The organism is Synechococcus sp. MVIR-18-1 (assembly GCF_014279835.1).
In the GTDB taxonomy this organism is placed as follows: domain Bacteria; phylum Cyanobacteriota; class Cyanobacteriia; order PCC-6307; family Cyanobiaceae; genus Synechococcus_C.
Genome location: NZ_CP047942.1, coordinates 2,060,779 through 2,082,786 on the forward strand (window position 1 = coordinate 2,060,779; position 22,008 = coordinate 2,082,786).

Sequence of the window (22,008 nt, forward strand, 5' to 3'; positions counted from 1 at the left end):
GTGGTTAATGCCAGTCTGAATTGGGCCAGCATTGTTGGCATTGTGCTGGCTGTGGGTGGAGCACTGCTCTACTTCATGCGCACCTTCAAGCCCGCTCTCGCCCGTGATTACGACGTGTTCTTCGCGGCGATCGGCTTGCTCTGCGGAGGAATTCTTTTCTTCCAGGGCTGGAGGCTTGATCCAATTCTCCAGTTTGGGCAATTCTTGTTGGCTGGAACCACCGTGTTTTTTGCCTACGAGAGCGTGCGCCTTCGGGGGATTTCAGCGGAACAGGCCAGACGCTCGGCCTATTTCGATGACGAACCTGAAGCCGCAAGCCCCGCTGGAGGCGGAGGCCTGCGAGGTGGTTATGACGATCCCTACGAGCGTTTCGACGAGCCTCAGCCGATTCGACGCAGGTTTGGCGGTCAGGGTTCTGATGAAGATGAAAGGCCTGAACAGGATTTTTATCGCCCCCGTCGCACCTCCAGAGCTGCGATTCCCGAGCAAGCCGCAAGTCGGAGCCGTCAGCGGCCCGATCCCTCCTCCGATTGGTCAGAGAGCAGCGAACGAGATCGGCGCATGGCTCGATTCGGCCGCAGTGAAGACTCTGCACCGAGTGGCCCAAGTTTTGGGGAGCGCCGCAGCCAACGCCAGGATCAGCGCAGAGGTTCCAGACCTACCCCTGTTGCATCATCAAGGCCTGAGCCCTCTTCCCGAGCCTCTGCTGGGTCAGCTGGCATCAATCAGCGTGGGGCGGCGACTGCGCGCAGCAGCAGTCGTGGCTTAGAGGGACCACCTGGCATTCCTCAAGGCAGCCCACTGCGACGAGAACCCGAAGATGCCGCTTACTCCCCAAGCACGCGTCAACCCTCGAGCTCTTCGCCATTCATCAGCCGCAACCCAGGGTCTGAACAAGGTCCAACGACGACACGTGAGAGCAACCGCACTCCTCCTCGCAGTTCCCGCCCAAGGGATAACAGCTCCCGCTTCGACGACTGATCAGCCTGAGCATTTACCCCGGCATGACCAGACACCTCCTCCTCGTGTGGCTCGCACTGGGAGTGGTGGCCTGTGAAGGTCGTTCAACTCGAGCACCATCTGGCCTGCTTTCACCACAACAACAAGACCCTGCCCTGAGCGGTAACGGGCGGTTGTTAGCCGTGATCGAAGATCAAAACGGCAGGCCGACCGTCCAATTACGGAACGTGGAAGGTGGGGGTTCATTGCGATTGCGCCACCTCTCGCGTCATCAGCCCCACAGCTCACCGTCCTTGAGCTGGAACGGCCGTTATTTAGCTGTGATCACCCAACGCGGCAACCACAGACTGGTCTTAATTGAAGACCGGCTGAGCGGCAAAGCTCACCCCCTACGCTTGCCCTCCGGTCGAGATCCCGTGCAGGTCAGCCTCGCTCCTGATGCACGCAAACTGGCGATTCAAACCGCGGATCAAGGGCGTTGGCGGGTCGAAGTGATTGACCTGAGCGGATTACTGGAGCCCGACGGACCTGGAGGCCAGCGACGCACCACTCCAAGCGAACCAAACCGATGAAAAAGAGATGCCTCACATCGGCTCTACTGCTTTGCTTCGTCGCTTTGGGGTGCAGTCAAAACGGCATCCGCCCCATGTCCCGGGTCGGGGCATCCCTACGACGCAGCGCCGAGAGCCGGCGCCTGCCCTCGATGGGACAACGTTGGCTTGCCAGCCTGGCCAGTCGCAACGGCAGAGAGCGTGTGGAGCTTATTGACCTGAGCAACGACACACCGGTGCCACTCAATGGAATCAATCAGGCCGATTCCCAGACCATCAGCCTCAGTGTGAGTGGGGATGGTCAGAGGATCGCCCTGGTCCGCCAACGCGAAGAGCGAACCGAATTAATGCTCTACCGACGCAGTGTGAGCGCTTTGCAACGACTGCCGATTAATCCTCCTGGTGTGCCCCGTTCGGTCAGCCTCAATGAAAACGGCCGACTGTTAGCCGTTCAGGTGAGCCGAAGAGGACGTTGGGATGTGGACTTGATTCGCCTCCCCTAGTTAGGGAATCAGCCCTGCCCAATGCAAAAAGGTGTCAGCACTGAGGGCTTCCGTGAGCACTACAGCTAAAAATCCGATCATGGCGAAGCGACCATTAATCCGCTCGGCATAGGCACTCCAGCCAAAGGCAGGCACGTCTTTTGTTGTGGCACTGGTCTCTGGAGCGGTCGACGCAGAGGAAGGCTCCTCAGGAGTGCGATCCATGGCTTGATCAGATTTGGTCATGGTTGATAGCTACTGGCGGGGATCAGGCTCCAATCGCCATCCCCCCGCAGTTCAAGCACGTTGTCATGGAAGTGCTTGAGGGAAGGACGATGGCCAACACTAATAAACGAGAGATCTCGATCAACGAGCAACTCATAAAGCTGCTTCTCCGTCTTCACATCAAGGGCACTGGTTGCCTCATCTAGGACCACAAAACTCGGAGAGTTCAACAACAACCTTCCAAAGGCCAATCGCTGCTGTTCTCCTAAGGAAAGGATTCGAGGCCAATCCTGCTTGATATCCAAGTCGGGATAACGGGTCACGAGCTTTTGCAAGCTGACCTGCTCAAGCACACTTCGGAGCTGTTCATCACTAAAACGGTTTTCGTCTGCTGGATAGCAAAGCTGCTCTCTGAGCGAGCCCAGCAACATGTAAGGCTTTTGAGGAATGAACAGAAGGTCACCCATCGATGGCCTCTCCACGCTGCCCCGAGTGGGCTCCCAAAGGCCGCTAATCATCCTCAAGAGTGATGTCTTTCCGCATCCGGATGGCCCAACAACTAACAACTTCTCGTGGTCACCGATATCAATCGTGAGATCTTCAATAACCGGGTTCTTTCCATTGGGAGGGTAAAGATCAGCAGAACGAATCACGATGCTGTTACTTCCAGGAACAACACGGCTATTGCTACTAGGGGCCTGCTTGCTCACCTGCTCAATCTTGGTTTGGAATCCCTCGAGACGACTAATACCTGCAGCGAACTGAGCAAGTTGCTCAATTCGAGCCACAATGAAGAACAACGATCCCTCCACCATGTTGAAGGCAAAGTTGGCCTGATTGAAAACCCCAAAATCAATCTCACCGGCAAAATAAACAGGCGCCATCACCAAAAACGGAAGGAAAACTCCTGCGTAGGAGACCGATCGACGCATCACATCAATGATCACCTGCCAAATAATCAGCAGGTTGTAATTTTTAACAACTGAGCCAAGACGCCTGTACGACTCTTGCTTTTCTTGCCCCTCCCCCGAATAAAAAGCAATCGATTCAGCGTTGTCTCTGATATGAACCAAGCCATAGCGAAAATCAGCTTCATAACGAAGTTGGTCGTAATTGATTCTGACCAGATTGCGCCCTGAAACAATTAACAGAGTTGTGGCGACTGCCGAATATCCAAATAGGGCAAAAGTAAGCCTAGAGCTGATACTCCAAAGCACCAAAATGTTAAGCGAAAACGTTAAAAGCGCATCAAAGAGACCCAGAGCAAGACTTAAACTTTGTGCCGTAAAAGATTCTGTGTCCTGAGTGATCCTTTGATCAGGGTTATCAACATCTGTTTCATCCTCACTATTTGGATTAAGAACATAATACGCCTTATTTTTCATGTAATCGCCAATCAGCGATTTAGACAGCCACTCTCTCCAGATAATCCCCAGCTTTGCGGTGATATAAACCTGAGTCACCCGGATAGGGAGAGCAATCACAAAACAGGCACCATAAATCGCCAATCGCCCATAAAAGCCTCCTTGATCCTTATCAACTAAGGCATTCGTAATGTCTCGATAGATAAACCCAATCCCAGTATTGATTCCATTCACGGCAAGCAACATGAACACAATCGTTGCGAGCAAGCCCCAATTGAGCCAACGCCTCTGGCGCAATTGCTGGCGGAAAGCCACAAAACTGGCCAAACCAACCAGAAAGAGCGTCACAAAAGCCGCGCCCCACCAACTCGACCAAATCGTGGCGATCGTTCCCGAAACACCAGAGAGATATTTGTCCGTTAAATCCGGCTGAAACCGATCCAGGCTGCGAATCAATGCGGTGAGCACCGCAAGCACCAAACCGCCCACACAAAACAGAAGGCATACCAACAGCCAAATGAACTGCCATCCGCTCGCTTGATCGAGCGGCAAAAAGAAGGGTTGGGCCAGGTGACGAAGCTTGGTCAGCTGATTACGCAGATTTTTAAACGGACCGCTGCTGGCGAAAGTTGACGCTGTCATGCCGTCATTCTCACAAGCCAAACCTTCATCCGGGAGGCCATTCCAGGGAACGCCCACCGATCACATGCACATGCAAGTGGAAGACGGTCTGTCCTGCACCCTCTCCGCTGTTAATCACCGTTCGCCAATCGCTTAATCCTTCTTGCTTGGCAACCTTCGCCGCCACGACCAACAGATGCCCAAGCAGCTCCTCATCCGCTGTCTCCGCTTCGCGCAAGCTCTCTAGTGGCTTGCGCGGAATCACCAGCAGATGAACAGGAGCGGCCGGAGCAACGTCACGGAACGCCAGACAGCTGTCATCGCTGTACACCTCATCGCATGGAATCTCTCCACGCAAGATGCGGGCAAAAATCGTGTCGCCAGCCATGGTCACAACCCTGGGCAAAACAGTGGATGAGACGGGTGGGGCATCAGATGCTTACCCCGCAACCATCCAATGCTGGCACGCTGCTCAAGTGCATCCATTCAAGGAATGGAGGCGCTTCCCGTCACGGTGGAAGTGGATCTAGCCCCAGGGCTTCCAGGCTTGCAGCTTGTGGGACTTCCAGATGCTGCCATTCAAGAATCGCGCGAACGCGTTCGAGCAGCGCTGCGCAACAGTGGCTTTCGCGGCCCCCTCGTGCGGGTCATCGTCAATCTGGCACCAGCGGATCGACGCAAGGAAGGACCCGCCTTCGATCTCCCGATCGCGCTGGCCTTGCTCGTCGCCAGCGGTCAGCTTGATCCCCAAAAACTGGAGGGGCTGTGCTGCGCAGGAGAACTGGGCCTGGATGGAAGTTTGAGGCCCTGCCGCGGCATTCTGGCCATCGCCTGCCAAGCAAAGACCCAGCAAGCCAAGGCGTTTGTGGTGCCATCCGCCAACGCGGCAGAAGCCTCTCTGGTGGCCGGACTCCCCATCGTGAGCGCCCAGACGCTGGGGCAACTCGTTGAGCAGTTACGGCATGGCATCGAGCACAACTCTTGCCCTCAGCCCACAAGGGAGCAGCCTGCAACGACAACGAGCCCTTCCAGCGCCTCAGCTCCCTCGTCCGCAGCCCCCCTAACGATTCAGCATTTCGCGCGAAAGGCACTGGCGATTGCTGCCGCCGGTGGACACCACCTCCTGATGGTGGGGCCTCCCGGCTGTGGCAAAACAATGTTGGCGCGCCAGCTCCCCAAGATTCTTCCGCCGTTAAGCGACTCAGAGGCTCTGGAGCTCACCCGCCTTCAATCCATTGCTGGCACGCTCGGCAGCGTGACAAGCCTGGTGCGGCAACGACCATTCCGTGCACCGCATCACAGCACCACGGCAGCGGGGCTTCTCGGCGGCGGCACCAATCCTCGGCCCGGTGAATTGAGCCTGGCCCATGGAGGCGTGCTTTTTCTCGATGAGCTCACCGAATTCCCAAGATCCATCCTCGATCAGTTGCGTCAGCCTTTGGAGGAGGGGGTTCTCTGGATGAGCCGAGCGCGATTGCGCTGCGCCTTCCCCTGCAGGGTGACCCTGGTGGCTGCCACCAATCCCTGCCCTTGCGGCTGGCATGGTGATCCTTCCAACCGCTGCCGTTGTTCGGAGCTGCAACGGCAGCGCTACTGGAACCGCCTATCAGGTCCATTTTTGGATCGTCTTGATCTTCAATGCCGCCTTGAACCTGTGCCAACAGGCCAACTACGCCGTTGCTTCAAAACAACAGCAGATTCAACAGAGAACCAAACGGAAGAGAGCGTCTCCCCCGAAGCCATCCAGGCCGCGCGCATCAAAATGTGCCAACGCAACCCGAGCGGCCAACTCAACAGCCAACTCAGCGCGCTCGAGCTCGGCCGCTACGGCCAGATCGAAGAACGGGCCTTTCAATGCTGGGAGCAGGTGGTGTCGAAACGGCAGCTGAGCATGCGCAGCAGCTTGAGGCTTCTGCGCGTTGCCCGAACCATTGCCGACTTAGACGCTGTGCCAAAAGTGGGCGAACAACATCTTGCAGAAGCAATCTGCTTCCGTAGCTATGACCAAACGCCCAAAGCCACTATTTGAGCCGATCGCCGCTTAGCGCGATCCCTCTTCAGGAACGTCTCGGTACGGCTGAAATCCAATCGCAGGAGGAACCGTCTTCTTCTCCTCACTTGGATTTCCAAGGGCGTGGGAGAGGGTTTCACCCACCCAGTCGCGAAGCGATTTAAACATCAATGCCATGGTGGATCCCATTCGAGATGCTTCTAGTCTCGGAACGCACCTAAAAAAAAGAACCAGTCAAAATACCGATCCTTTGATATTTCGACAGAACAGAGGGCTTAAAACTAAAAATGCGGACCGATCAACGGCGGCGGCGGCGCTGCTGAGCTTTGCGCTTGTACTTCTCGATTGGAGTCTCGTGATGGCGCAGGCGCTTGAGATCCGCAAAGATCCCGGCCTTGGAGACCTGACGCTTAAAGCGACGTAGGGCCGATTCGATGCCTTCGTTTTCTCCAACCGTGACCTGAGTCATTCAAAAAGCGAGGATTTCCAGCTCAGCAATGTAGCAAGCGATCGGCAAATGGCTCAAAGAGCGCCGGGCGATCCAGGCATGCCATCCCGGTAAACATAAAGATGTCCCAGCGTGCGCTTGCCGTATTGACGCCTCATCAGCTTCCAGCCCGGTTCAAGATTCAGCTTGAGGAAACCGTTTCCAGGCCCTCCTGAGCGAGCCACCACCATGGTGGGGCGGGAGGGATCACGCGTCGGGACGGCCAAGAGCTCGATATCGGAACCGGTTTTGACCACGGAGAGTCGATAACGCGTTCCAAGGTCATCGCCGCCAATGCGCAGGGAATACCCATTGCCATCGATGTAGCGGTTACAGATTCCGGTGAAGTCAAAACTGGCCAACAGGGGATCAACCACTGCAGGGGAAGCGCCTGACACCGCAAAACAAGGCCGGACACTGCTCCGCTGCTCATAAATATTCAGCTGAGAGCTCTCACCCTTACCGATGGGAGCCGACACCATCACAAATTGGCTTTCGTCAACGTCTGCAGCAGTGAAGACGGATCCTTGAGCTTTCGCTGCTTGCGGCAGACCTGTGGCGACAGCTGCCGTAAACACAGCACAAGCAACAGCAGCGTTCCAAGGACGGCCCATCAATCAAATCCGATCATTAAGGGGATCGTATTAGTCCCTTTGCGTCTGAGCACGTGCCATCAGGCCGGTTTGTTGAGACGAATCGCGACTAAAAGTGACCCAAGCGTTGCCGGAAGACTCAAACCAAGGATCCATCGCGTTGGATTCACGCCCAGATCAGGATCTCCATATGCCAATTCAAAAACACAGCCTGTAGCTGCGATTCCGAGCACACATGCCAGGGCCAGGAACAGGCCAGAAAGGGGTTTCATCGGCATCGGTTTAAGGCGTCATGGGGCGGACGTCCTTGGCGAGGAAGCCATGGTCCTTTAGCTCCTTGTTGAGGCCACTGGAATCGGTCACACGATCGACAAACAGCACCCCACGGAGATGGTCCATCTCGTGCTGAATACAACGCGCCATCAGACCATCAGCCTTCATCGTGCGGGGTCGCCCCATCTCATCTCTGAAACTCAATTGAATAGCCGTCGGACGGACCACATCGAGATACACCCCAGGGATGCTTAGGCAGCCCTCCTCATAGGTATCCACAGATGCGCTGCAGGTTGTGATTTCAGGGTTGATCAGGACAAGGGGTGGGGTGCTTGGCGTCTCAAGGTCGAGGTCAATCACCAGTAATTGCTGATGCACCCCAACTTGAGGAGCTGCTAAGCCGATGCCACGGGCGGTGTACATGCTGCGCAACATGTCGCGGACCAAGTCGCGCACGCGCTCGTCAACCTTGCCGATCCGGCGAGCATCTGCCCGTAGCGCATCATCGCCAAGAGTATGGATATTGAGCGGAGCACTTTCTAAGGGCTCTTTAGGCACGGCAATGGAGGAGCTGCTTTTCTCAGCCGATCGTGCCAACTGGGCGAAGCTCCTAGCCAAAACCCCTCCTACCTTGAAGTTGTGCTGATCTTAGGCAGGCCTGATCTCTGCTTGATCCGTTCGACATGTCTCTGCAACAGCCCCTGCCCGCCACAACCGCGCTCGGACGCACTCCGGTGCTGCGAGCTCCGCAACTCCTTGGCGATTGGGTGCTCTGGCTCGAGCAGCGGCCCCACGAAAAAGGCCGCACCACAGCATTCATTCGCCGCTGGGGGGAGACAGAAACCACACCCCTGGAACTCACGCCAACGCCAATTAATTTGCGCAGCAGAGTGCACGACTACGGGGGAGCGCCGCTGACGGCGACCCTCACGGCAGAAACACTCCAGCTGGTTTGGGTCGATGACAACGACGGTTGCCTCTGGTTCCAAGCCTGGACAGGCCTGGATGGGGCTAACGCCCAATCGCTGCAAGCCATAGCCAGCCCCCAACGGCTCACCTCCCCCAGCGACAGCGCGCTGGGGGGCGGCGTGATCGACCATGCCCGATCTCGATGGTTGGGCGTCATCGAGGAGGCCGGTTGTGATCGCTTGGTGAGCGTGGACCTTGATCAACGCAATCAAACCCCTGTTGTCGTGCATCAGCCGGCTGATTTCGCGGGCTATCTCGCCCTCAGCGCAGACGGAGCCCAGCTTGCCTGGGTGGAATGGCGGCAACCCTCCATGCCCTGGGATTGCTCCCAGCTGGTTGTGGCGCGGCTTAAGACCTCTGGAGCACTGGAGGATTGCCACATGATCGCCGGCGGTGAACCTTCACAGCCTCAGGGGATCTCAGTGTTTCAACCCCAATGGCTGCCGGATGGAAGCCTCGTCGTAGCTGAGGACAGCAGCGGCTGGTGGAATCTGATGCGCCATCCCAGCGCCGAGAACTTCAGCAGCCACTGGCAACGTCTCTGGCCGATGGCCAAGGAGACGGCCATGCCCCAGTGGGTGTTTGGGATGAGTACCACCGCTTGGGATGGGGACAAGCTCTTAGCTGCCGTCTGCGATCAAGGTGAATGGCAGTTGCAACGACTTGGGCTCGACGGCTCTGCAGAGAGGGTGGAACAACCCTTCAACGATCTCGCCGATCTGAACGCATCCAATGGCAGGGCTGTTGCCATCACAAGCAACAGCACCACAGGCCAAGGGCTTCTGGAGCTCGACTTGGGCTTAGGAACCTGGAAACACACTCCAGCCGCCGCTGCAGCCATGGAGGTCAACGAGATCAGCGTGGCCCAGTCGTTGTGGTTTGACGGGTCTGGCGGGCAACGCACCCATGCCTGGTACTACCCCCCAAGCGGGGGAGCAGATGCATCATCCCCCCTGCTGGTGAAAAGTCACAGCGGGCCTTCGTCGATGGCCCGCCGCGGCCTCAGCCTCGCGATTCAGTTCTGGACCTCCCGGGGCTGGGGAGTGGTGGACGTGAATTACGGGGGGTCCACAGGATTTGGCCGGTCCTACCGAAACAGGCTGCAGGGGGGTTGGGGCGTGGTGGATGTCAACGATTGCGCAGCAGCAGCCAAAACCTTGATTGCTGCGAAGCATGCCGATCCGAATCGCATCGCCATCGAAGGAGGAAGCGCCGGTGGCTTCACCACGCTGGCCTGCCTCTGCTTCACCGATGTCTTCCGCGCTGGTGCCTGCCGCTATGCCGTGAGCGATCCCAGCGCTTTAGCCACCGAGACCCATCGCTTTGAAGCCCGCTATCTCGATGGACTGATCGGCCCCTGGCCCCAGGAGCGGGATCTTTATGAGCAGCGATCGCCGCTGCGCCATGCACAACAGATCCGCTGTCCTGTGATCTTTTTCCAGGGCCTCAAAGACAAGGTCGTCCTGCCACAGCAAACCGAACGCATGGCCGATGCCTTACGCCGCAATGCCATCCCAGTGGAAGTGCACACGTTCCCTGAGGAAGGTCATGGCTTCCGAGATAGCAGCGTGCAGGTAGCCGTTTTGGAGGCAACAGAGCGCTTTTTCCGGCAACACCTCAATTGTTAGAGGCTTGGCCATATCCCAACCCACGGAACTGGCGATGCACCTCTTCCATTTGTAATGACGACAACAGCGGCGGCTCCCCGAGCTGCAGAGCTTGCAAATACATCTGTGCCAGCGTTTCCACCTCAACGGCAATCTTCAGCGCCTGATCAAGATCCCGTCCCAAACTGACCAATCCATGGTGAGCCAGCAAACAGGCCTGGCGGTCCTGCAGAGCTTGCACCGTATGGGCCGACAGTTCTGCGGTGCCGAAGGTGGCATAGGGAGCACAACGAATGTCGTCACCACCAGCCGCTGCTGTCATGTAGTGGAACGGTGGAATCCCCCGGTCATGGCAGGCCAGCGCGGTTGCATGAATGGGATGGCAATGCAACACCGCCATGGCATCGGGCCGATCAGCGAAGACATCGGCATGCAATCGCCACTCTGAAGACGGTCTGCGCTCATGACCAGGGAGCCCGCTTGGCAAAGGTTGGCCGCAAAAATCGATTGCCACCAGATCCTCCGGCTCCATCAGGTCGTAGGCCAAGGAGCTGGGGGTCACCAGCAATCCCCCCTCAATCCGCAGCGACAGGTTGCCGGATGTGCCCTGATTCAAGCCGCTGCTGTTCATGGCACGGGCGACGTCCACGAGCTCACAGCGCAACGCCCGATCGTTCTCGTTCATCCCTCTCCCTGAATCAGCCACGGTTGTAGAGCTCCTTCAGGCAAACTTCACTGGCCTTCGCTACGCCACGGTCGGTGATCAGAGCCGTGACAAGCCGCGCCGGGGTGACGTCGAACGCCGGATTAAACCCGGCACAACCATCAGGCGTGAGCTGCACGCTCACAATTTCACCAGCCGACTCCCCAGTGATGACCCGCCCCTGAATGGCGGTCACTTCCTCAGCGGAACGCGCCTCAATCGGGATCTCTGCCACCCCATCCGCAAGGCGCCAGTCGATCGTGGACGTCGGCAGGGCGACATAAAAGGGAACGTTGTTGTCGTGAGCCGCCAGAGCCTTGAGGTAGGTGCCAACTTTGTTGCACACATCGCCGCAGCGCGTGGTTCGATCCGTCCCAACGATCACAGCATCCACCTGGCCATGCTGCATCAGGTGACCACCTGCGTTATCCACGATCACGGTGTGCGACACACCCTCACGCGCCAACTCATAGGCCGTGAGCGATGCCCCTTGATTGCGCGGCCGGGTCTCATCCACCCAAACATGAATGTTCAACCCGGCGCGATGGGCCTTATAAATCGGCGCCAACGCCGTTCCCCAGTCAACGGTCGCCAACCAGCCCGCATTGCAGTGGGTGAGCACCTGAAGCGGCTCATTTCGCCGTTCACGCGGTCGCTGCTCTGCCAGCGTTCGGAATAGATCGAGGCCATGCTCCCCAATCGCCTCGCACATCGCCACATCTTCATCAGCAATCAGCGCCGCCTCCCGCCGAGCCGCTGCCGCTCGCTCCGCTTCCGGCAACGGTTGCACCAAATCACGAACCCGTTCCAAAGCCCAACGCAGGTTCACGGCTGTGGGGCGACTGGCGTTGAGCTGATCAAAGGCTTGGGCCAAGCCCGCATCGCTGGCGTCGTCTTGAAGCGCGAGCATTAAGCCATAGGCGCCTGTCACCCCAATTAATGGCGCACCCCGCACCACCATCGTGCTGATCGCATCTGCCGCCTGATCACAACGCGTCAGCGTTCGGGTGATCAGGCGATGGGGCAACAGGGTTTGATCGATCACACCCACGGAGCGCTGATCGGCTTCAAGCCAAATCGTCCGCCAGGCCTGGCCATCAATGTTCATGGTCGAAACGCGCCAGTTCTCCGGAACAATTGTTCTACCACTCACGTTTGCTGATCAAATCGGTCGATATCCAAACCAGTCAGGCACCTGGTGCTGACTTTCACCATCGAGCTGGCGATGGAGATGCACATACACACTGTTGCTCTCTGTCAAAGACAACTGTTCAATCGCCAAACAATCATCCACGGAACTGAGATCGTCCTTGTGCTGCTCAAGCGCATCCAGCAACCAGCGCTTCTTGGCTGCTGATTTAGCGGCTTGCAGCGAAGGGGCCACCACAAGTCCAATGTGATGCAATTCCGCAAGCGAATCGGGTTGATAGCCCCCGAGGTTGACGAACCACAGCCGCTGCTTCTCGGAAGGAGGCTCCCGCTCAAGGGTGACGCGCCAGCCATCAATGCAATGCACGGCCATGTAGCTGTCGAGATGCAACCCACGACGGCGACCAAACCACTGCCGACGAAGCTCGGGATAGGTGTCCTCGATGCAGCGGCCGACCACAAACCTCACATCGTGAAGCTCAATCAAACTTCGATCCGTGCGCCCACCAAGGACAACCAAAAACAAGGTGGACTGTTCCAAGCGCTAACGGGGAGCGGAGCTAGCCATGCTCACGAAAAAAGCTGATCACACTGACGAGCTCATCAGCGAACCGATCAATCTCAGCATGCGTTGTACAAAAACTAAGGCTCGCGCGAGCTGATCCGGTCACGCCATACAGCCGGTGCAGCGGTTGGCAGCAATGGTGACCACTACGAATACAAACACCGGAGAGATCAAGCATCGCGGCGATGTCATTGGCATGAACACCCTCCACCACAAACGTGGCCAGGGCTCCTCGATCAGGCTGCTGCTCTGGCGTGGGACCAAGAATGCTCAGGCCATCGATCGATTGAAGCCGGCCAAACAGATGGGTGGTGAGCTCCGCCTCCCAGGCCTGAATCGCATCGAGTCCAAGGGTTTGCAAATAAGTAATTGCAGCACCCATGCCGATCGCTTCACCAATAGCTGGTGTGCCCGCTTCAAACTTATGAGGGAGTTCCGCCCAGGTGCTGTGATCCAAGAACACCTCTTGAATCATCTCGCCACCACCAAGGAAGGGTGGCATCCCCATCAAGGTTTGCTCCGATGCCCATAGAAACCCCATTCCGGTGGGGCCACATAGCTTGTGAGAGGAGCCCACAAGGAAATCAGCCCCGAGACTCTGCACGGCAATGGATTTGTGAGCCAGGCTTTGGCAAGCGTCCACCAAAACCTTGGCACCCACCGCATGGGCGAGGGTTGCAATCTCTTCAATCGGGTTGCAGCAGCCAAGAGTGTTGCTGATGTGGACCAAGCTCACCAAGCGCGTTTTCTCCGAGAGCTGATCGCGCAAGTCGGCGAGGTCGAGGGTGCCTTCAGGGGTCACACCCACATGCCTGAGTACGCAACCGGTGCGCTCAGCGAGCAACTGCCAAGGCACCAAGTTGCTGTGGTGCTCCATCACGGTGAGCAGCACCTCATCACCGGCCTTCAGCTGGGCATCACCCCAACTGCGCGCCACCAGATTGATGGCTTCCGTCGCATTGCGGGTGAACACAATCTCCTTTGAACTCGATGCACCGATCAAGCCAGCGGTCGTGGCACGAGCCGCTTCAAACGACTCCGTCGCACGTGCGCTGAGCTGGTGGGCACCTCGATGCACATTGGCGTTGTCGCAGGCGTAGTAATGCTGAATCGCGTCGAGCACCACATGAGGCTTCTGACTGGTGGCCGCATGATCCAAATAGATCAGGGGCTGACCAGAACTTGAAACCTGATCAAGGATCGGGAAGTCGGCACGCACTCGCTCCGCAAGGGTAACGGCAGCGTTACGGGGAAGTGTCGTCATGACGTCATCCCTCCCACCTGCAAGCTGTCGCCCAGCCAGCGCTGCGAGCCCTCGAGAGGCAAACGATCCAGCACTTCCTTGCAGTAACCACGCAGCAGCAGGGCTGCCGCAGAGGACTGCGTAATGCCACGGCTACGCAGATAAAAGAGCTGATCCTCCTGGAGCTGACTCACGGTGGCCCCGTGCGTGCAACGAACGTCATCGGCCACAATTTCCAACTCGGGCTTGGCATCAACGCGGGCGCGTCCCGACAGCAACAAGTTCCTGCTGAGCTGGGAGGCGTTGGTGCGCTGCGCCGGCCTCGGCACTTGAATCGCTCCGTTGAAAATACTGTGAGAGCGATCCGCTGCAATCGTTTTTTGCACTTGATCCAGCGTGCCTTCCGGGCCCTCAAAACGCATCGCGGTATGGACCGCAAACTGCTCATCAGCAGCGGTGACGGAAAGGCCATGAATCGACGTAGAAGCCTGGCCATCCACCTGCACAACACGCGGCTCCAGCCGTCCAAACGACCAGCCCTGCGACACCGAAACTAGGGAGTAGTGACTCCGTGACTCTTGCTCCACAGCCAGGTTGGCGAGCAGAGACTCTTGGCCTTCGCCCAAGGCAAGCAAGCCATGGTTCACCTTGGATTCCTGGCCAAGATGAATCTCGAGAAGATGACTGTGGGCAGCCTGACCCTGAGCACTCACAACCTGGAGAAGCTCAAGCTCTGCTTTTTCCTCAATTAGCAGCAAAACCCTGGTTGGAACCAACATGGCGTTGGCTGCGAGCATGACCAACTCAACCGGTGGAACGTTGCCACGAATGCGTAACGCCAGAATCTGCTGACTCACTCCGTGGTTGAGCTCCACCGGCCAATCCGACGCGCAACGACAACGGGACAAGGTATGGCCGAGAGCTTGCTGCAACTCAGCACCTTCAAGCTGCGAAATCCCTGCCGGCAAGGTCACACCCTGCAAGGGATCCAGGCTGCCATCAATCACAAGTCTCAGAGCCTGCTCAGGAACACGGGGCAAGCTGTCAGCACTTGAGCGATCACTTTTTTGATCTGCAATCGACAGCTGAAACAGCGCCTCAAGGCGCGTGAGATCTGTAAGCCTCCACGACTCCTGCTTCCTGCTGGGAAAGCCCTGCTCTGACAGAGCCAAGCGTCCCCGGCGCTGAACCGGCTCCAGTGTCCCTGCTGGTGCAGGAAGCTGCGTCAACCAACCCTCGGGCATCGCCATCGTTAGGCCACCCCCTCGGCCGCGAGCTGCTGATCCACCCAGTCGTAACCAATTTTTTCCAACTCCAGAGCCAATTCACTACCCCCGGTTCGCAAGATGCGACCAGCCCCCATCACATGCACGTAGTCCGGAGTGATCTCATCCAAAAGCCGCTGATAGTGAGTGATCAGCAACGTGCAGTTGTCGGGACTCGCCAACTCATTCACACCTCCAGCAACGATGCGCAAGGCATCAATGTCAAGCCCAGAGTCGGTTTCATCGAGGATCGCAACCACGGGATCCAGCAGAGCCATCTGAAGAATCTCATTGCGCTTTTTCTCCCCACCAGAGAAACCCTCATTCACGCTGCGCTCAAGAAACGCAGGGTCCATTTGCACCACTTGCAAGCGGTTACGCACGTGATCATCGAAATCAAACGTGTCAAATTCTTCCTTCCCTTGCTTCTCGCGCCGGGCATTTGTGGAGACCCGGAGAAACTCAAGATTGCTGACTCCAGGGATCTCAATCGGGTACTGGAATCCCAAGAACACGCCAAGTCGAGAGCGCTCTTCAGGCTCCAACTCAAGAAGGTCACGACCGAGGTAACGCACAGACCCAGACGTCACGCGGTAGGCGGGATGACCAGCCAAAACCTTGGACAACGTGCTCTTCCCGCTTCCGTTACGCCCCATCACGGCGTGAATCTCACCGGCTTTCACCTGCAGGTTCACCCCATTCAGGATCGGCTTGTCCTCCACGGACGCATGCAGATCATTGATTTCAAGGAGAAGCTCGGCGTCGGGACGAATCACGTCAGAAGAAAACGAAGAAAAAAACGAGTATTAAAAGTTTGGCGCTGGGATTAACCCACCGACCCCTCAAGCTTGAGAGCGAGAAGCTTGTCGGCCTCGGCCGCAAACTCCATGGGGAGTTGGTTGAACACATCCCGACAAAATCCGCTCACCATCATCGAGACGGCTTCTTCGAAGCCGATGCCACGGCTTTGGAGGTAAAACAGTTGGTCTTCCGACATGCGGCAAGTACTGGCCTCATGTTCGATCGCAGCTTGAGGTTGCTGGGAGCGGATATATGGATAAGTGTTTGCTGCAGCCTGATCTCCGATCAGCATCGAATCGCATTGGCTGTAATTTCGAGCACCCTTGGCATTCGGGCCAACTTGAACAAGCCCTCGATAACTATTGCTTGAGTGACCAGCGCTGATCCCTTTGCTCACGATCGTGGAACGGGTGCGTGGACCGACATGCACCATTTTCGTTCCCGTATCAGCTTGCTGGCGATTATTCGTGAGCGCCACTGAGTAAAACTCACCCACGGAATCAGCACCTTGCAACACACAACTTGGATATTTCCAGGTGATCGCTGAACCAGTTTCAACCTGCGTCCAACTGATACGGCTGCGAGCACCTCGGCAGTGGCCACGCTTGGTCACAAAGTTATAGATACCGCCAACACCATTCTCATCACCAGCGTACCAATTTTGGACCGTGGAATACTTAATCGAAGCATCATCCAAAACGACAAGTTCGACAACAGCAGCATGAAGCTGATTTGTATCGAACATCGGCGCCGTACAACCTTCCAAATAACTCACCGATGCTCCTTCTTCAGCAACAATCAGCGTGCGCTCAAACTGTCCGGTATCGCCAGAATTAATTCGAAAATATGTAGAGAGCTCCATTGGACATTCCACACCTTTAGGGATGAATACGAATGATCCATCACTAAAAACGGCAGAATTTAAAGCTGCAAAGTAATTATCATTACTTGGAACAACTGAGCCGAGATACTTCTCAATCAACTCGGGATGCTCAGCAACCGCCTCAGTGAAGGAGCAAAACACCACTCCATGTTCAGCAAGCTTTTCTTTGTAGGTGGTTGCGATCGAAACACTGTCAAAGACAGCATCCACAGCAACATTGCTAAGCCTTTTTTGCTCACTTAGAGGAATCCCCAACTTTTCGAATGTTTCGAGAAGCTTGGGATCAACTTCATCAAGGCTTTGCTTTTTCTCTTGCTGCTTTGGAGCAGCGTAATAAACAATATCCTGGTAATCAATAGCTTTATAACCCAATGCAGCCCAGTCAGGCTCTTGCAACTTGAGCCAATGGCGATAGGCCTTGAGCCGGAAATCGAGGAGGAATTCAGGCTCATTCTTCTTAGAAGAAATCAGTCGCACCACCTCCTCACTAAGACCTTTTGCGATCTTCTCGGTTTCAATGTCAGTAATAAAACCGTACTTGTACGGCTGACTAACAAGATCGCGTGTGGAGGTACTGGTCATGGACTTCAACCTGCCGTGGCGTGAATCGTTTCAGTGCTGATGGTCTGGTCTTCACCGCGGAAAGGATTGTCCTCGGTGAGAAACAACATGCAATGGCAATCATTGCGCTCTCGCATTGGCACGCAAGGACAGTTCCAAAAGGCCTGAGACACTTCAGCTTCCTTGTCTTCGTAGTGACGGCATGGGCACAGCGCACCACCCAAATCGTCTTTGTGCTTAGCAAGACCCTTTAAAACAACAGCCGTGACGCCGGGATCACTACAAAAGTAGGTTCCGGTCCGTTGGGCGTACGTTTCGGCAAATTTGCGAATGACCTCAAGGCTTTCAGCTGTCGGCTCTGTGCTGCCAGCGGACGCATCGGACATTGGGCTCAAGGGGGGAAAGAAGAGGACGTAGTCAGAACGAAAGTCTGAATACACTCCGGTCAGGAGTCAGGCCTAGACCGAGATACGAAACAAAAGGGTTTCGTTTCTAGGAGACTAAGGCACAGATCCATCGTCCGGAGACCCCAGCATTCTGAAGGGGCAGGCACCCGCTGAGCGGACTTCCATCCAATCATTCGTTAACCGAGGCAAAGGCCAGAGGGAACTCACACGACGGTTGCGGCCTTCCCGTGGCATCGTGAGTTCAATAGCTTCAATCCATGGGAGCTCAAGCGCAGGCCCCTACTCGCGAAACGACGCTCACCTTGCTTCTGCGGCAGGGCGAGACCAGCGCGGCCTCATTGGCAGAGACACTGGGAATTTCTGTGCAAGCGATGCGCAGGCATCTGCGCAGCCTCGAAGACGATGAACTTGTTGAGGCCAGCCCCACCCCAGCGGGTCCAGGTCGTCCTTCCAACCTGTGGAGACTCACCTCGAAAGGGCACCAACACTTCCCCGATGGCAGCGAGAATTTCGCCTTAGGTCTTCTTGAGTCCATGGCAGCAACCTTGTCGCCTGAGGTCATGGCTGATCTCCTGCGTCAGCAAGCCATAGAGAAAGCCACCCTCTATCGCAAACAGCTGGGGAACGCACCGCTCGAAGAGCGCGTCCGTGCGCTTGTGAATCTTCGCTTTAAAGAGGGTTACGTCAGCGACATGCAGCCAGCCCCAACTGGTCCGGGTTGGTGCGTCAGTGAATTTCACTGCTCCGTGCAGAGGATTGCTGAGGAATACCCAGCGGTCTGTGATCAAGAGCTACAGCTCATCAGGCACACCTTTCCCGACTGTCTTGTCGAACGGGTGCATTGGCGCCTGGAATCAGGACATTCCTGTGGTTTCAGCATCGCCCCTAAGCAGGACTGATTCATGGCTGAACGGCCACCCTTCGGCTCGGGGCCCCTATCTCGCGCTGATGCCCAGCAGATTGAAGCCACGTTGCTTCCCAACCTTGATCGCCACCACCTTCGCCTCCTAGCCCATTGTTTACGCAGCTTTCAAGTGATCGCAAAACCGCGACAATCAGGTCCACTTCCAGACCAACAAGCGCTCGAGCAATGGCTCTTGGAGCAGCCACAATTGGTTGAAGAGCCTCAATTCCGCGACTTACTGATCCAGCAATTTCTTACCGCAGCACAGCAGCTGGAAGACCTCGCCAAACAGCGAGACCTCTCACCTTTGGAACTGAACCTGGGGGAACTCATTGAGGCCAGCACCACGGCATGCAAAGCCAGGCTCGAGGCGCCGCACAACCATCCCTCGGACTGCGATCATCCACTACAAGAGTCATCCCCCTCATGACCTCGGCCATTCCCAACGCGGTCCATTTCTTTCAACTGAGTTGCGGTCGCTGGCGATCACAACGGAGTGTTCATCACCTCTTGCACCGACGTGCAGAAGCGGGTGGATCGCTCATCGTTGTGGAAGATCTCGATCCGAATGACCCACGGCTGCAAACACTGGCGGAACAACACGGCCAATCCCCGGGGAGCATTGCAGGAGGCAGCTTTGTGCGCTGGAGCGCCTCGATGGCATGGGATCAAAACGGTGATGCCCATGACGGCGAAACCGTCTTTGGCCTGATCCCTGATGGGGATGACGGCCGCAGCGGAACCCTGCTTCGCGATTTGGGCTACGCCGAAAAAGCGCCGGCCACCTCCACCTTCCAAATGGATCAGCAGGACGGTCTCATTCTCTGCACCAGCTACGAAACCATGACCGTCTGGGAACGCTTCTGGTTCACCGGCCCAAATGTGAGGTTGCGATCCAGCACGGTGGAAGGCCTTTCGAACAACGCATCCTTTTGCATGGAAACGCGTTTGAGCGAAGAAACCGAGGACATCACAGAGGCGCCAGCAGGGTCAAAAGATGAGTCCTTGGAAGCACTTTCAGCCCCATTTGGCTGGTGAGATCGGGCGGCATGACTATTACGGACTGTGAGTGCTGACCTGCGAAGAAGAGGTCTACCGGACTCTTCTTCTACGATCGCAGGCGAAGGATGATGAAGTTTGCGTGGCCATTCCTCTATTGCAGTACGCACCGATCACCCAAAATTCAAGGGTGGCGGCGCTGCGGGTCGCATCCGAAGAAGTGCCACGGGCGTATTCCATGGACATCGCCATGGATGCCGACAATCTGAAAACGGTGATTGAAAGCGGCTACCGGCAGATTTATTTCCACGCCTTCAAGTCAGATCGGGACGTCAATCTGGAATCCCAGCTGCGAGACGGTCAGATCACTGTCCGCGATTTCGTTCGTGGACTCTGCCTCTCCGACACGTTTCAAAGAAGCTTTTATGGCTTCAACAGCAACTACAAGGTGGTTCGCCACCTTGTAGAGAAGCTCTTAGGCCGAAAGACAAGTGGTAAATCAGAAGAGATCGCTTGGTCGATCTTGATTGCCACCAAAGGCGTGACCGGGATGGTGGATGCGCTGCTCGACAGTGAGGAATACCTCGACGCCTTTGGGTATGACACGGTCCCCTATCAACGCAACAGGGTGCTCCCTGGACGAGATCTAGGAGACACACCCTTCAACATCACCAGTCCTCGCTACGACGAGTACTACCGCGGAATCCTTGGGTTCCCCCAATTCATCTACACCGGCGGTCCAGGCAAAACGATCCCAGCCCGCGCCAAGATCAAGCGCGGCGGCTTCCCAGAGGACTACCTCCCTTGGGTTCGTGGCATGGGAAGCGCTCGCGGGGCCTCACCCAGCGGCAGTGCCGATATCGATTACCTCGCCAAGGTTCCTTATCGCAGCGTTGGTCGCTGAACCACAAGAAAAAACAGCAAACGTCGCGGGGGCCAATAGGCCCTCTTTTTTTGTGTGTCCAGCTGTTGAAAGCAGCCAACTGAGGCCTTAAACGCGCTGGTCTGGAGTCAGAAGATGCTGACCACAGCAGTGGGAGATGTCAGAAAAATAGAAGTTGGCTGCAAACTGATCCCGAAGAAACTCGGTTGGTTGTCCGTGACGCAAGCCCTCTCATCTCTAGCCCGCCTGACGCTGCGTCAGCTCCGCCAAATGGCGAGTGATTTGGGGGTAACCCTCTACAGCAGGAAGAGCAAGGAGGACCTTGTAAGCGCTATTGCTGAGCGGCAAGATCGTCGCGATGGCGATCTCAAGGCAGTGGAGGCTGAGCTCCATGCCCCCTCCATGCCCGAGGCATCGACCCGCGTGGTCTTCCTGCCTAGAGACCCGCAGTGGGCTTACGTTTTTTGGGAAATATCCGATAGCGATCGACGGCAAGCTCAATCAGAGGGAGCAGCGTTCCTCTGCCTGCGCCTCGCCGATGTGACCGGACTCGCCAACGGCTCATCCCACCCTCACACGCTCCAGGAAGTGCCTGTTGATAGCCACAGCACTGAGTGGTATTTGCCTGTTCCTCTTTGCGACCGTGATTACAGGGTTGAACTTGGATATAAGTCTGAGAACAAATGGATCTCCCTTGCATTCTCTTCAGTAGCAAGGGTGCCAGCACTTCACCCAAGCGATCAAATTCTTGATCAGTTTGTCCCTTTCAGCCTGGAAGCCACACCGACGGTTGCTCCCACGCAGCCGATGAACACTCCGGCTCCTGATCCAGACGCAACCGACAGCAGGCTGCACGAGCGCCTCTACCAAAGCGCAACAACCCACTTCCGCAGTCGCCGCGTTGGCTCCGAGATCCTGCATGAAAGGGATTCGATAGGGCCTGATCAGCGTGGACTCAATGATTCAGGTGTTGGCCTATGGGCCAGCGGGCGCAATGAATCTGGCCTCGGTGGAGTGGCTCCGCGTCAGCGGTCGTTCTGGCTTGTTGCCGATGCTGAGTTGATCGTTTACGGCGCAACAGATCCCTCTGCCCGCCTCACCATTGGGAAAGAAGATGTGCCCCTTTCAAGCGATGGCACCTTCCGCATTCAAGTGCCATTCCGCGATGGCGAGCAGGTGTATGCCATCGAAGCCACAGCGGCAGACGGCGAACAAAAGCGCAACATCACCCTCAATTTTGAGCGTGTAACACCGGAAGACAACAGCAATCCCGCCAGCGAAGCTCGCGCTGAGTGGTTCTGATTCTGAACTCCTCAATGTTGCGTTGGTTCGTTGCGATCACTCCCCTGGCAGGCGCCATGGCCTTCCCAATCCTGGTGCCAATCACCATGGCAAAAGTGAGTATTGGCGCGGGTGTGGGTGTTGCTCTTGTTCTCAGCACTCTTTGGTTTGTCGCCATGTTGCGGACATCAGAGATGCCGCACTAAGGGTGGAATCCTCAG

General features: G+C 56.6%; 27 protein-coding genes. 11 read left to right on the plus strand and 16 right to left on the minus strand.

Features of this window, described 5'->3' with window-relative positions; all coding sequences use genetic code 11:
- Genes SynMVIR181_RS11190 through SynMVIR181_RS11200 form a run of 3 tightly spaced genes read left to right on the plus strand, consistent with a single transcriptional unit; the run spans window position 1 to window position 2,014 of the window.
- Window positions 1–981: a Ycf66 family protein gene (locus tag SynMVIR181_RS11190; protein ID WP_186589287.1), complete on the plus strand. Its 981-nt coding sequence runs from the start codon at window positions 1–3 to the stop codon at window positions 979–981.
- Window positions 982–1,004: 23 nt separating this feature from the next.
- Window positions 1,005–1,532 carry a Tol biopolymer transporter periplasmic protein gene (locus tag SynMVIR181_RS11195; protein WP_186589288.1) on the plus strand — a complete coding sequence of 176 codons (528 nt, stop codon included), beginning with the start codon at window positions 1,005–1,007 and terminating at the stop codon, window positions 1,530–1,532.
- Window positions 1,529–2,014 (plus strand): hypothetical protein, encoded by a 486-nt coding sequence (locus tag SynMVIR181_RS11200; protein ID WP_186589289.1) that lies wholly within the window; start codon window positions 1,529–1,531, stop codon window positions 2,012–2,014. The genes SynMVIR181_RS11195 and SynMVIR181_RS11200 overlap by 4 nt, the downstream gene beginning before the upstream one ends.
- Here SynMVIR181_RS11200 and SynMVIR181_RS11205 read toward each other — a convergent pair whose 3' ends face one another.
- Genes SynMVIR181_RS11205 through SynMVIR181_RS11215 form a run of 3 tightly spaced genes read right to left on the minus strand, consistent with a single transcriptional unit; the run spans window position 2,015 to window position 4,591 of the window.
- The gene (locus SynMVIR181_RS11205; protein WP_255444283.1) at window positions 2,015–2,239 is read right to left on the minus strand and encodes a chlorophyll a/b-binding protein; all 225 of its coding nucleotides are present in this window, start codon (window positions 2,237–2,239) and stop codon (window positions 2,015–2,017) included.
- The gene (locus SynMVIR181_RS11210; protein WP_186590646.1) at window positions 2,236–4,224 is read right to left on the minus strand and encodes an ATP-binding cassette domain-containing protein; all 1,989 of its coding nucleotides are present in this window, start codon (window positions 4,222–4,224) and stop codon (window positions 2,236–2,238) included. The genes SynMVIR181_RS11205 and SynMVIR181_RS11210 overlap by 4 nt, the downstream gene beginning before the upstream one ends.
- A gap of 25 nt (window positions 4,225–4,249) precedes the next feature.
- Entirely contained in the window at window positions 4,250–4,591 is a 342-nt protein-coding gene (locus tag SynMVIR181_RS11215; RefSeq protein WP_186590645.1) for a histidine triad nucleotide-binding protein, read from the minus strand.
- Window positions 4,592–4,660: 69 nt separating this feature from the next.
- Between SynMVIR181_RS11215 and SynMVIR181_RS11220 the strand changes: the two genes are divergently transcribed.
- Window positions 4,661–6,232 (plus strand): YifB family Mg chelatase-like AAA ATPase, encoded by a 1,572-nt coding sequence (locus tag SynMVIR181_RS11220; protein ID WP_186589290.1) that lies wholly within the window; start codon window positions 4,661–4,663, stop codon window positions 6,230–6,232.
- A 12-nt stretch (window positions 6,233–6,244) separates the two neighbouring features.
- Here the strand turns inward: SynMVIR181_RS11220 and SynMVIR181_RS11225 are convergent, their stop codons facing one another.
- The 5 genes from SynMVIR181_RS11225 to def all read right to left on the minus strand — a co-directional run bounded on the left by SynMVIR181_RS11225 (window position 6,245) and on the right by def (window position 8,185).
- Complete coding sequence (locus SynMVIR181_RS11225; protein ID WP_186523900.1) at window positions 6,245–6,403, minus strand: hypothetical protein; 159 nt, start codon at window positions 6,401–6,403, stop codon at window positions 6,245–6,247.
- Window positions 6,404–6,512: 109 nt separating this feature from the next.
- Complete coding sequence (rpsU, locus tag SynMVIR181_RS11230; protein WP_006043142.1) at window positions 6,513–6,683, minus strand: 30S ribosomal protein S21; 171 nt, start codon at window positions 6,681–6,683, stop codon at window positions 6,513–6,515.
- A 53-nt stretch (window positions 6,684–6,736) separates the two neighbouring features.
- Window positions 6,737–7,315, minus strand: a complete 579-nt coding sequence (locus tag SynMVIR181_RS11235) for a DUF3747 domain-containing protein (RefSeq protein ID WP_186589291.1) — start codon at window positions 7,313–7,315, stop codon at window positions 6,737–6,739.
- 59 nt (window positions 7,316–7,374) lie between these two features.
- Window positions 7,375–7,572, minus strand: coding sequence for a hypothetical protein (locus tag SynMVIR181_RS11240; RefSeq protein ID WP_006854479.1), 198 nt, complete (start codon window positions 7,570–7,572; stop codon window positions 7,375–7,377).
- A gap of 4 nt (window positions 7,573–7,576) precedes the next feature.
- Window positions 7,577–8,185: a peptide deformylase gene (gene def / locus SynMVIR181_RS11245; protein WP_186589292.1), complete on the minus strand. Its 609-nt coding sequence runs from the start codon at window positions 8,183–8,185 to the stop codon at window positions 7,577–7,579.
- A 65-nt stretch (window positions 8,186–8,250) separates the two neighbouring features.
- On the opposite strand from def, the gene SynMVIR181_RS11250 reads away from it, so the two are divergent.
- A complete protein-coding gene (locus tag SynMVIR181_RS11250; protein WP_186589293.1) occupies window positions 8,251–10,164 on the plus strand; it encodes a prolyl oligopeptidase family serine peptidase in 1,914 nt (637 codons plus the stop codon).
- On the opposite strand, the gene SynMVIR181_RS11255 is transcribed toward SynMVIR181_RS11250, so the two are convergent.
- The 8 genes from SynMVIR181_RS11255 to SynMVIR181_RS11290 are packed head-to-tail and all read right to left on the minus strand — an operon-like array spanning window position 10,154 to window position 17,699.
- On the minus strand, window positions 10,154–10,828 hold the full coding sequence (locus SynMVIR181_RS11255) for a class II aldolase/adducin family protein (protein WP_186590647.1): 675 nt from the start codon (window positions 10,826–10,828) through the stop codon (window positions 10,154–10,156). The two genes, SynMVIR181_RS11250 and SynMVIR181_RS11255, sit on opposite strands and share 11 nt — an antisense overlap.
- Before the next feature lie 13 nt (window positions 10,829–10,841).
- Window positions 10,842–11,954 (minus strand): S-methyl-5-thioribose-1-phosphate isomerase, encoded by a 1,113-nt coding sequence (gene mtnA / locus SynMVIR181_RS11260; protein ID WP_186590648.1) that lies wholly within the window; start codon window positions 11,952–11,954, stop codon window positions 10,842–10,844.
- 54 nt (window positions 11,955–12,008) lie between these two features.
- A complete protein-coding gene (locus tag SynMVIR181_RS11265) occupies window positions 12,009–12,536 on the minus strand; it encodes a DUF1543 domain-containing protein (RefSeq protein WP_186589294.1) in 528 nt (175 codons plus the stop codon).
- Between the two features lie 19 nt (window positions 12,537–12,555).
- Window positions 12,556–13,824 carry a SufS family cysteine desulfurase gene (locus SynMVIR181_RS11270; protein ID WP_186589295.1) on the minus strand — a complete coding sequence of 423 codons (1,269 nt, stop codon included), beginning with the start codon at window positions 13,822–13,824 and terminating at the stop codon, window positions 12,556–12,558.
- Entirely contained in the window at window positions 13,821–15,053 is a 1,233-nt protein-coding gene (sufD, locus tag SynMVIR181_RS11275; protein ID WP_186589296.1) for a Fe-S cluster assembly protein SufD, read from the minus strand. Before sufD ends, SynMVIR181_RS11270 begins: the two co-directional genes overlap by 4 nt.
- 2 nt (window positions 15,054–15,055) lie before the next feature.
- Window positions 15,056–15,844, minus strand: a complete 789-nt coding sequence (gene sufC / locus SynMVIR181_RS11280; RefSeq protein ID WP_186523909.1) for a Fe-S cluster assembly ATPase SufC — start codon at window positions 15,842–15,844, stop codon at window positions 15,056–15,058.
- A 50-nt stretch (window positions 15,845–15,894) separates the two neighbouring features.
- Window positions 15,895–17,334, minus strand: a complete 1,440-nt coding sequence (sufB, locus tag SynMVIR181_RS11285; RefSeq protein WP_186589297.1) for a Fe-S cluster assembly protein SufB — start codon at window positions 17,332–17,334, stop codon at window positions 15,895–15,897.
- A 5-nt stretch (window positions 17,335–17,339) separates the two neighbouring features.
- A complete protein-coding gene (locus SynMVIR181_RS11290; RefSeq protein ID WP_186589298.1) occupies window positions 17,340–17,699 on the minus strand; it encodes a ferredoxin-thioredoxin reductase catalytic domain-containing protein in 360 nt (119 codons plus the stop codon).
- A gap of 278 nt (window positions 17,700–17,977) precedes the next feature.
- Between SynMVIR181_RS11290 and sufR the strand changes: the two genes are divergently transcribed.
- The 6 genes from sufR to SynMVIR181_RS11320 all read left to right on the plus strand — a co-directional run bounded on the left by sufR (window position 17,978) and on the right by SynMVIR181_RS11320 (window position 21,993).
- Entirely contained in the window at window positions 17,978–18,619 is a 642-nt protein-coding gene (gene sufR, locus SynMVIR181_RS11295) for an iron-sulfur cluster biosynthesis transcriptional regulator SufR (RefSeq protein ID WP_186523912.1), read from the plus strand.
- A gap of 3 nt (window positions 18,620–18,622) precedes the next feature.
- A complete protein-coding gene (locus tag SynMVIR181_RS11300) occupies window positions 18,623–19,054 on the plus strand; it encodes a hypothetical protein (RefSeq protein WP_186523913.1) in 432 nt (143 codons plus the stop codon).
- A complete protein-coding gene (locus SynMVIR181_RS11305) occupies window positions 19,051–19,662 on the plus strand; it encodes a phycobiliprotein lyase (RefSeq protein WP_186523914.1) in 612 nt (203 codons plus the stop codon). Before SynMVIR181_RS11300 ends, SynMVIR181_RS11305 begins: the two co-directional genes overlap by 4 nt.
- 103 nt (window positions 19,663–19,765) lie before the next feature.
- Window positions 19,766–20,527: a phycobilisome rod-core linker polypeptide gene (locus SynMVIR181_RS11310; RefSeq protein WP_186523915.1), complete on the plus strand. Its 762-nt coding sequence runs from the start codon at window positions 19,766–19,768 to the stop codon at window positions 20,525–20,527.
- A gap of 195 nt (window positions 20,528–20,722) precedes the next feature.
- Entirely contained in the window at window positions 20,723–21,808 is a 1,086-nt protein-coding gene (locus tag SynMVIR181_RS11315) for a DUF4912 domain-containing protein (protein ID WP_186590649.1), read from the plus strand.
- Between the two features lie 14 nt (window positions 21,809–21,822).
- Entirely contained in the window at window positions 21,823–21,993 is a 171-nt protein-coding gene (locus SynMVIR181_RS11320; RefSeq protein ID WP_186589299.1) for a hypothetical protein, read from the plus strand.
- Window positions 21,994–22,008 lie beyond the last annotated feature (15 nt).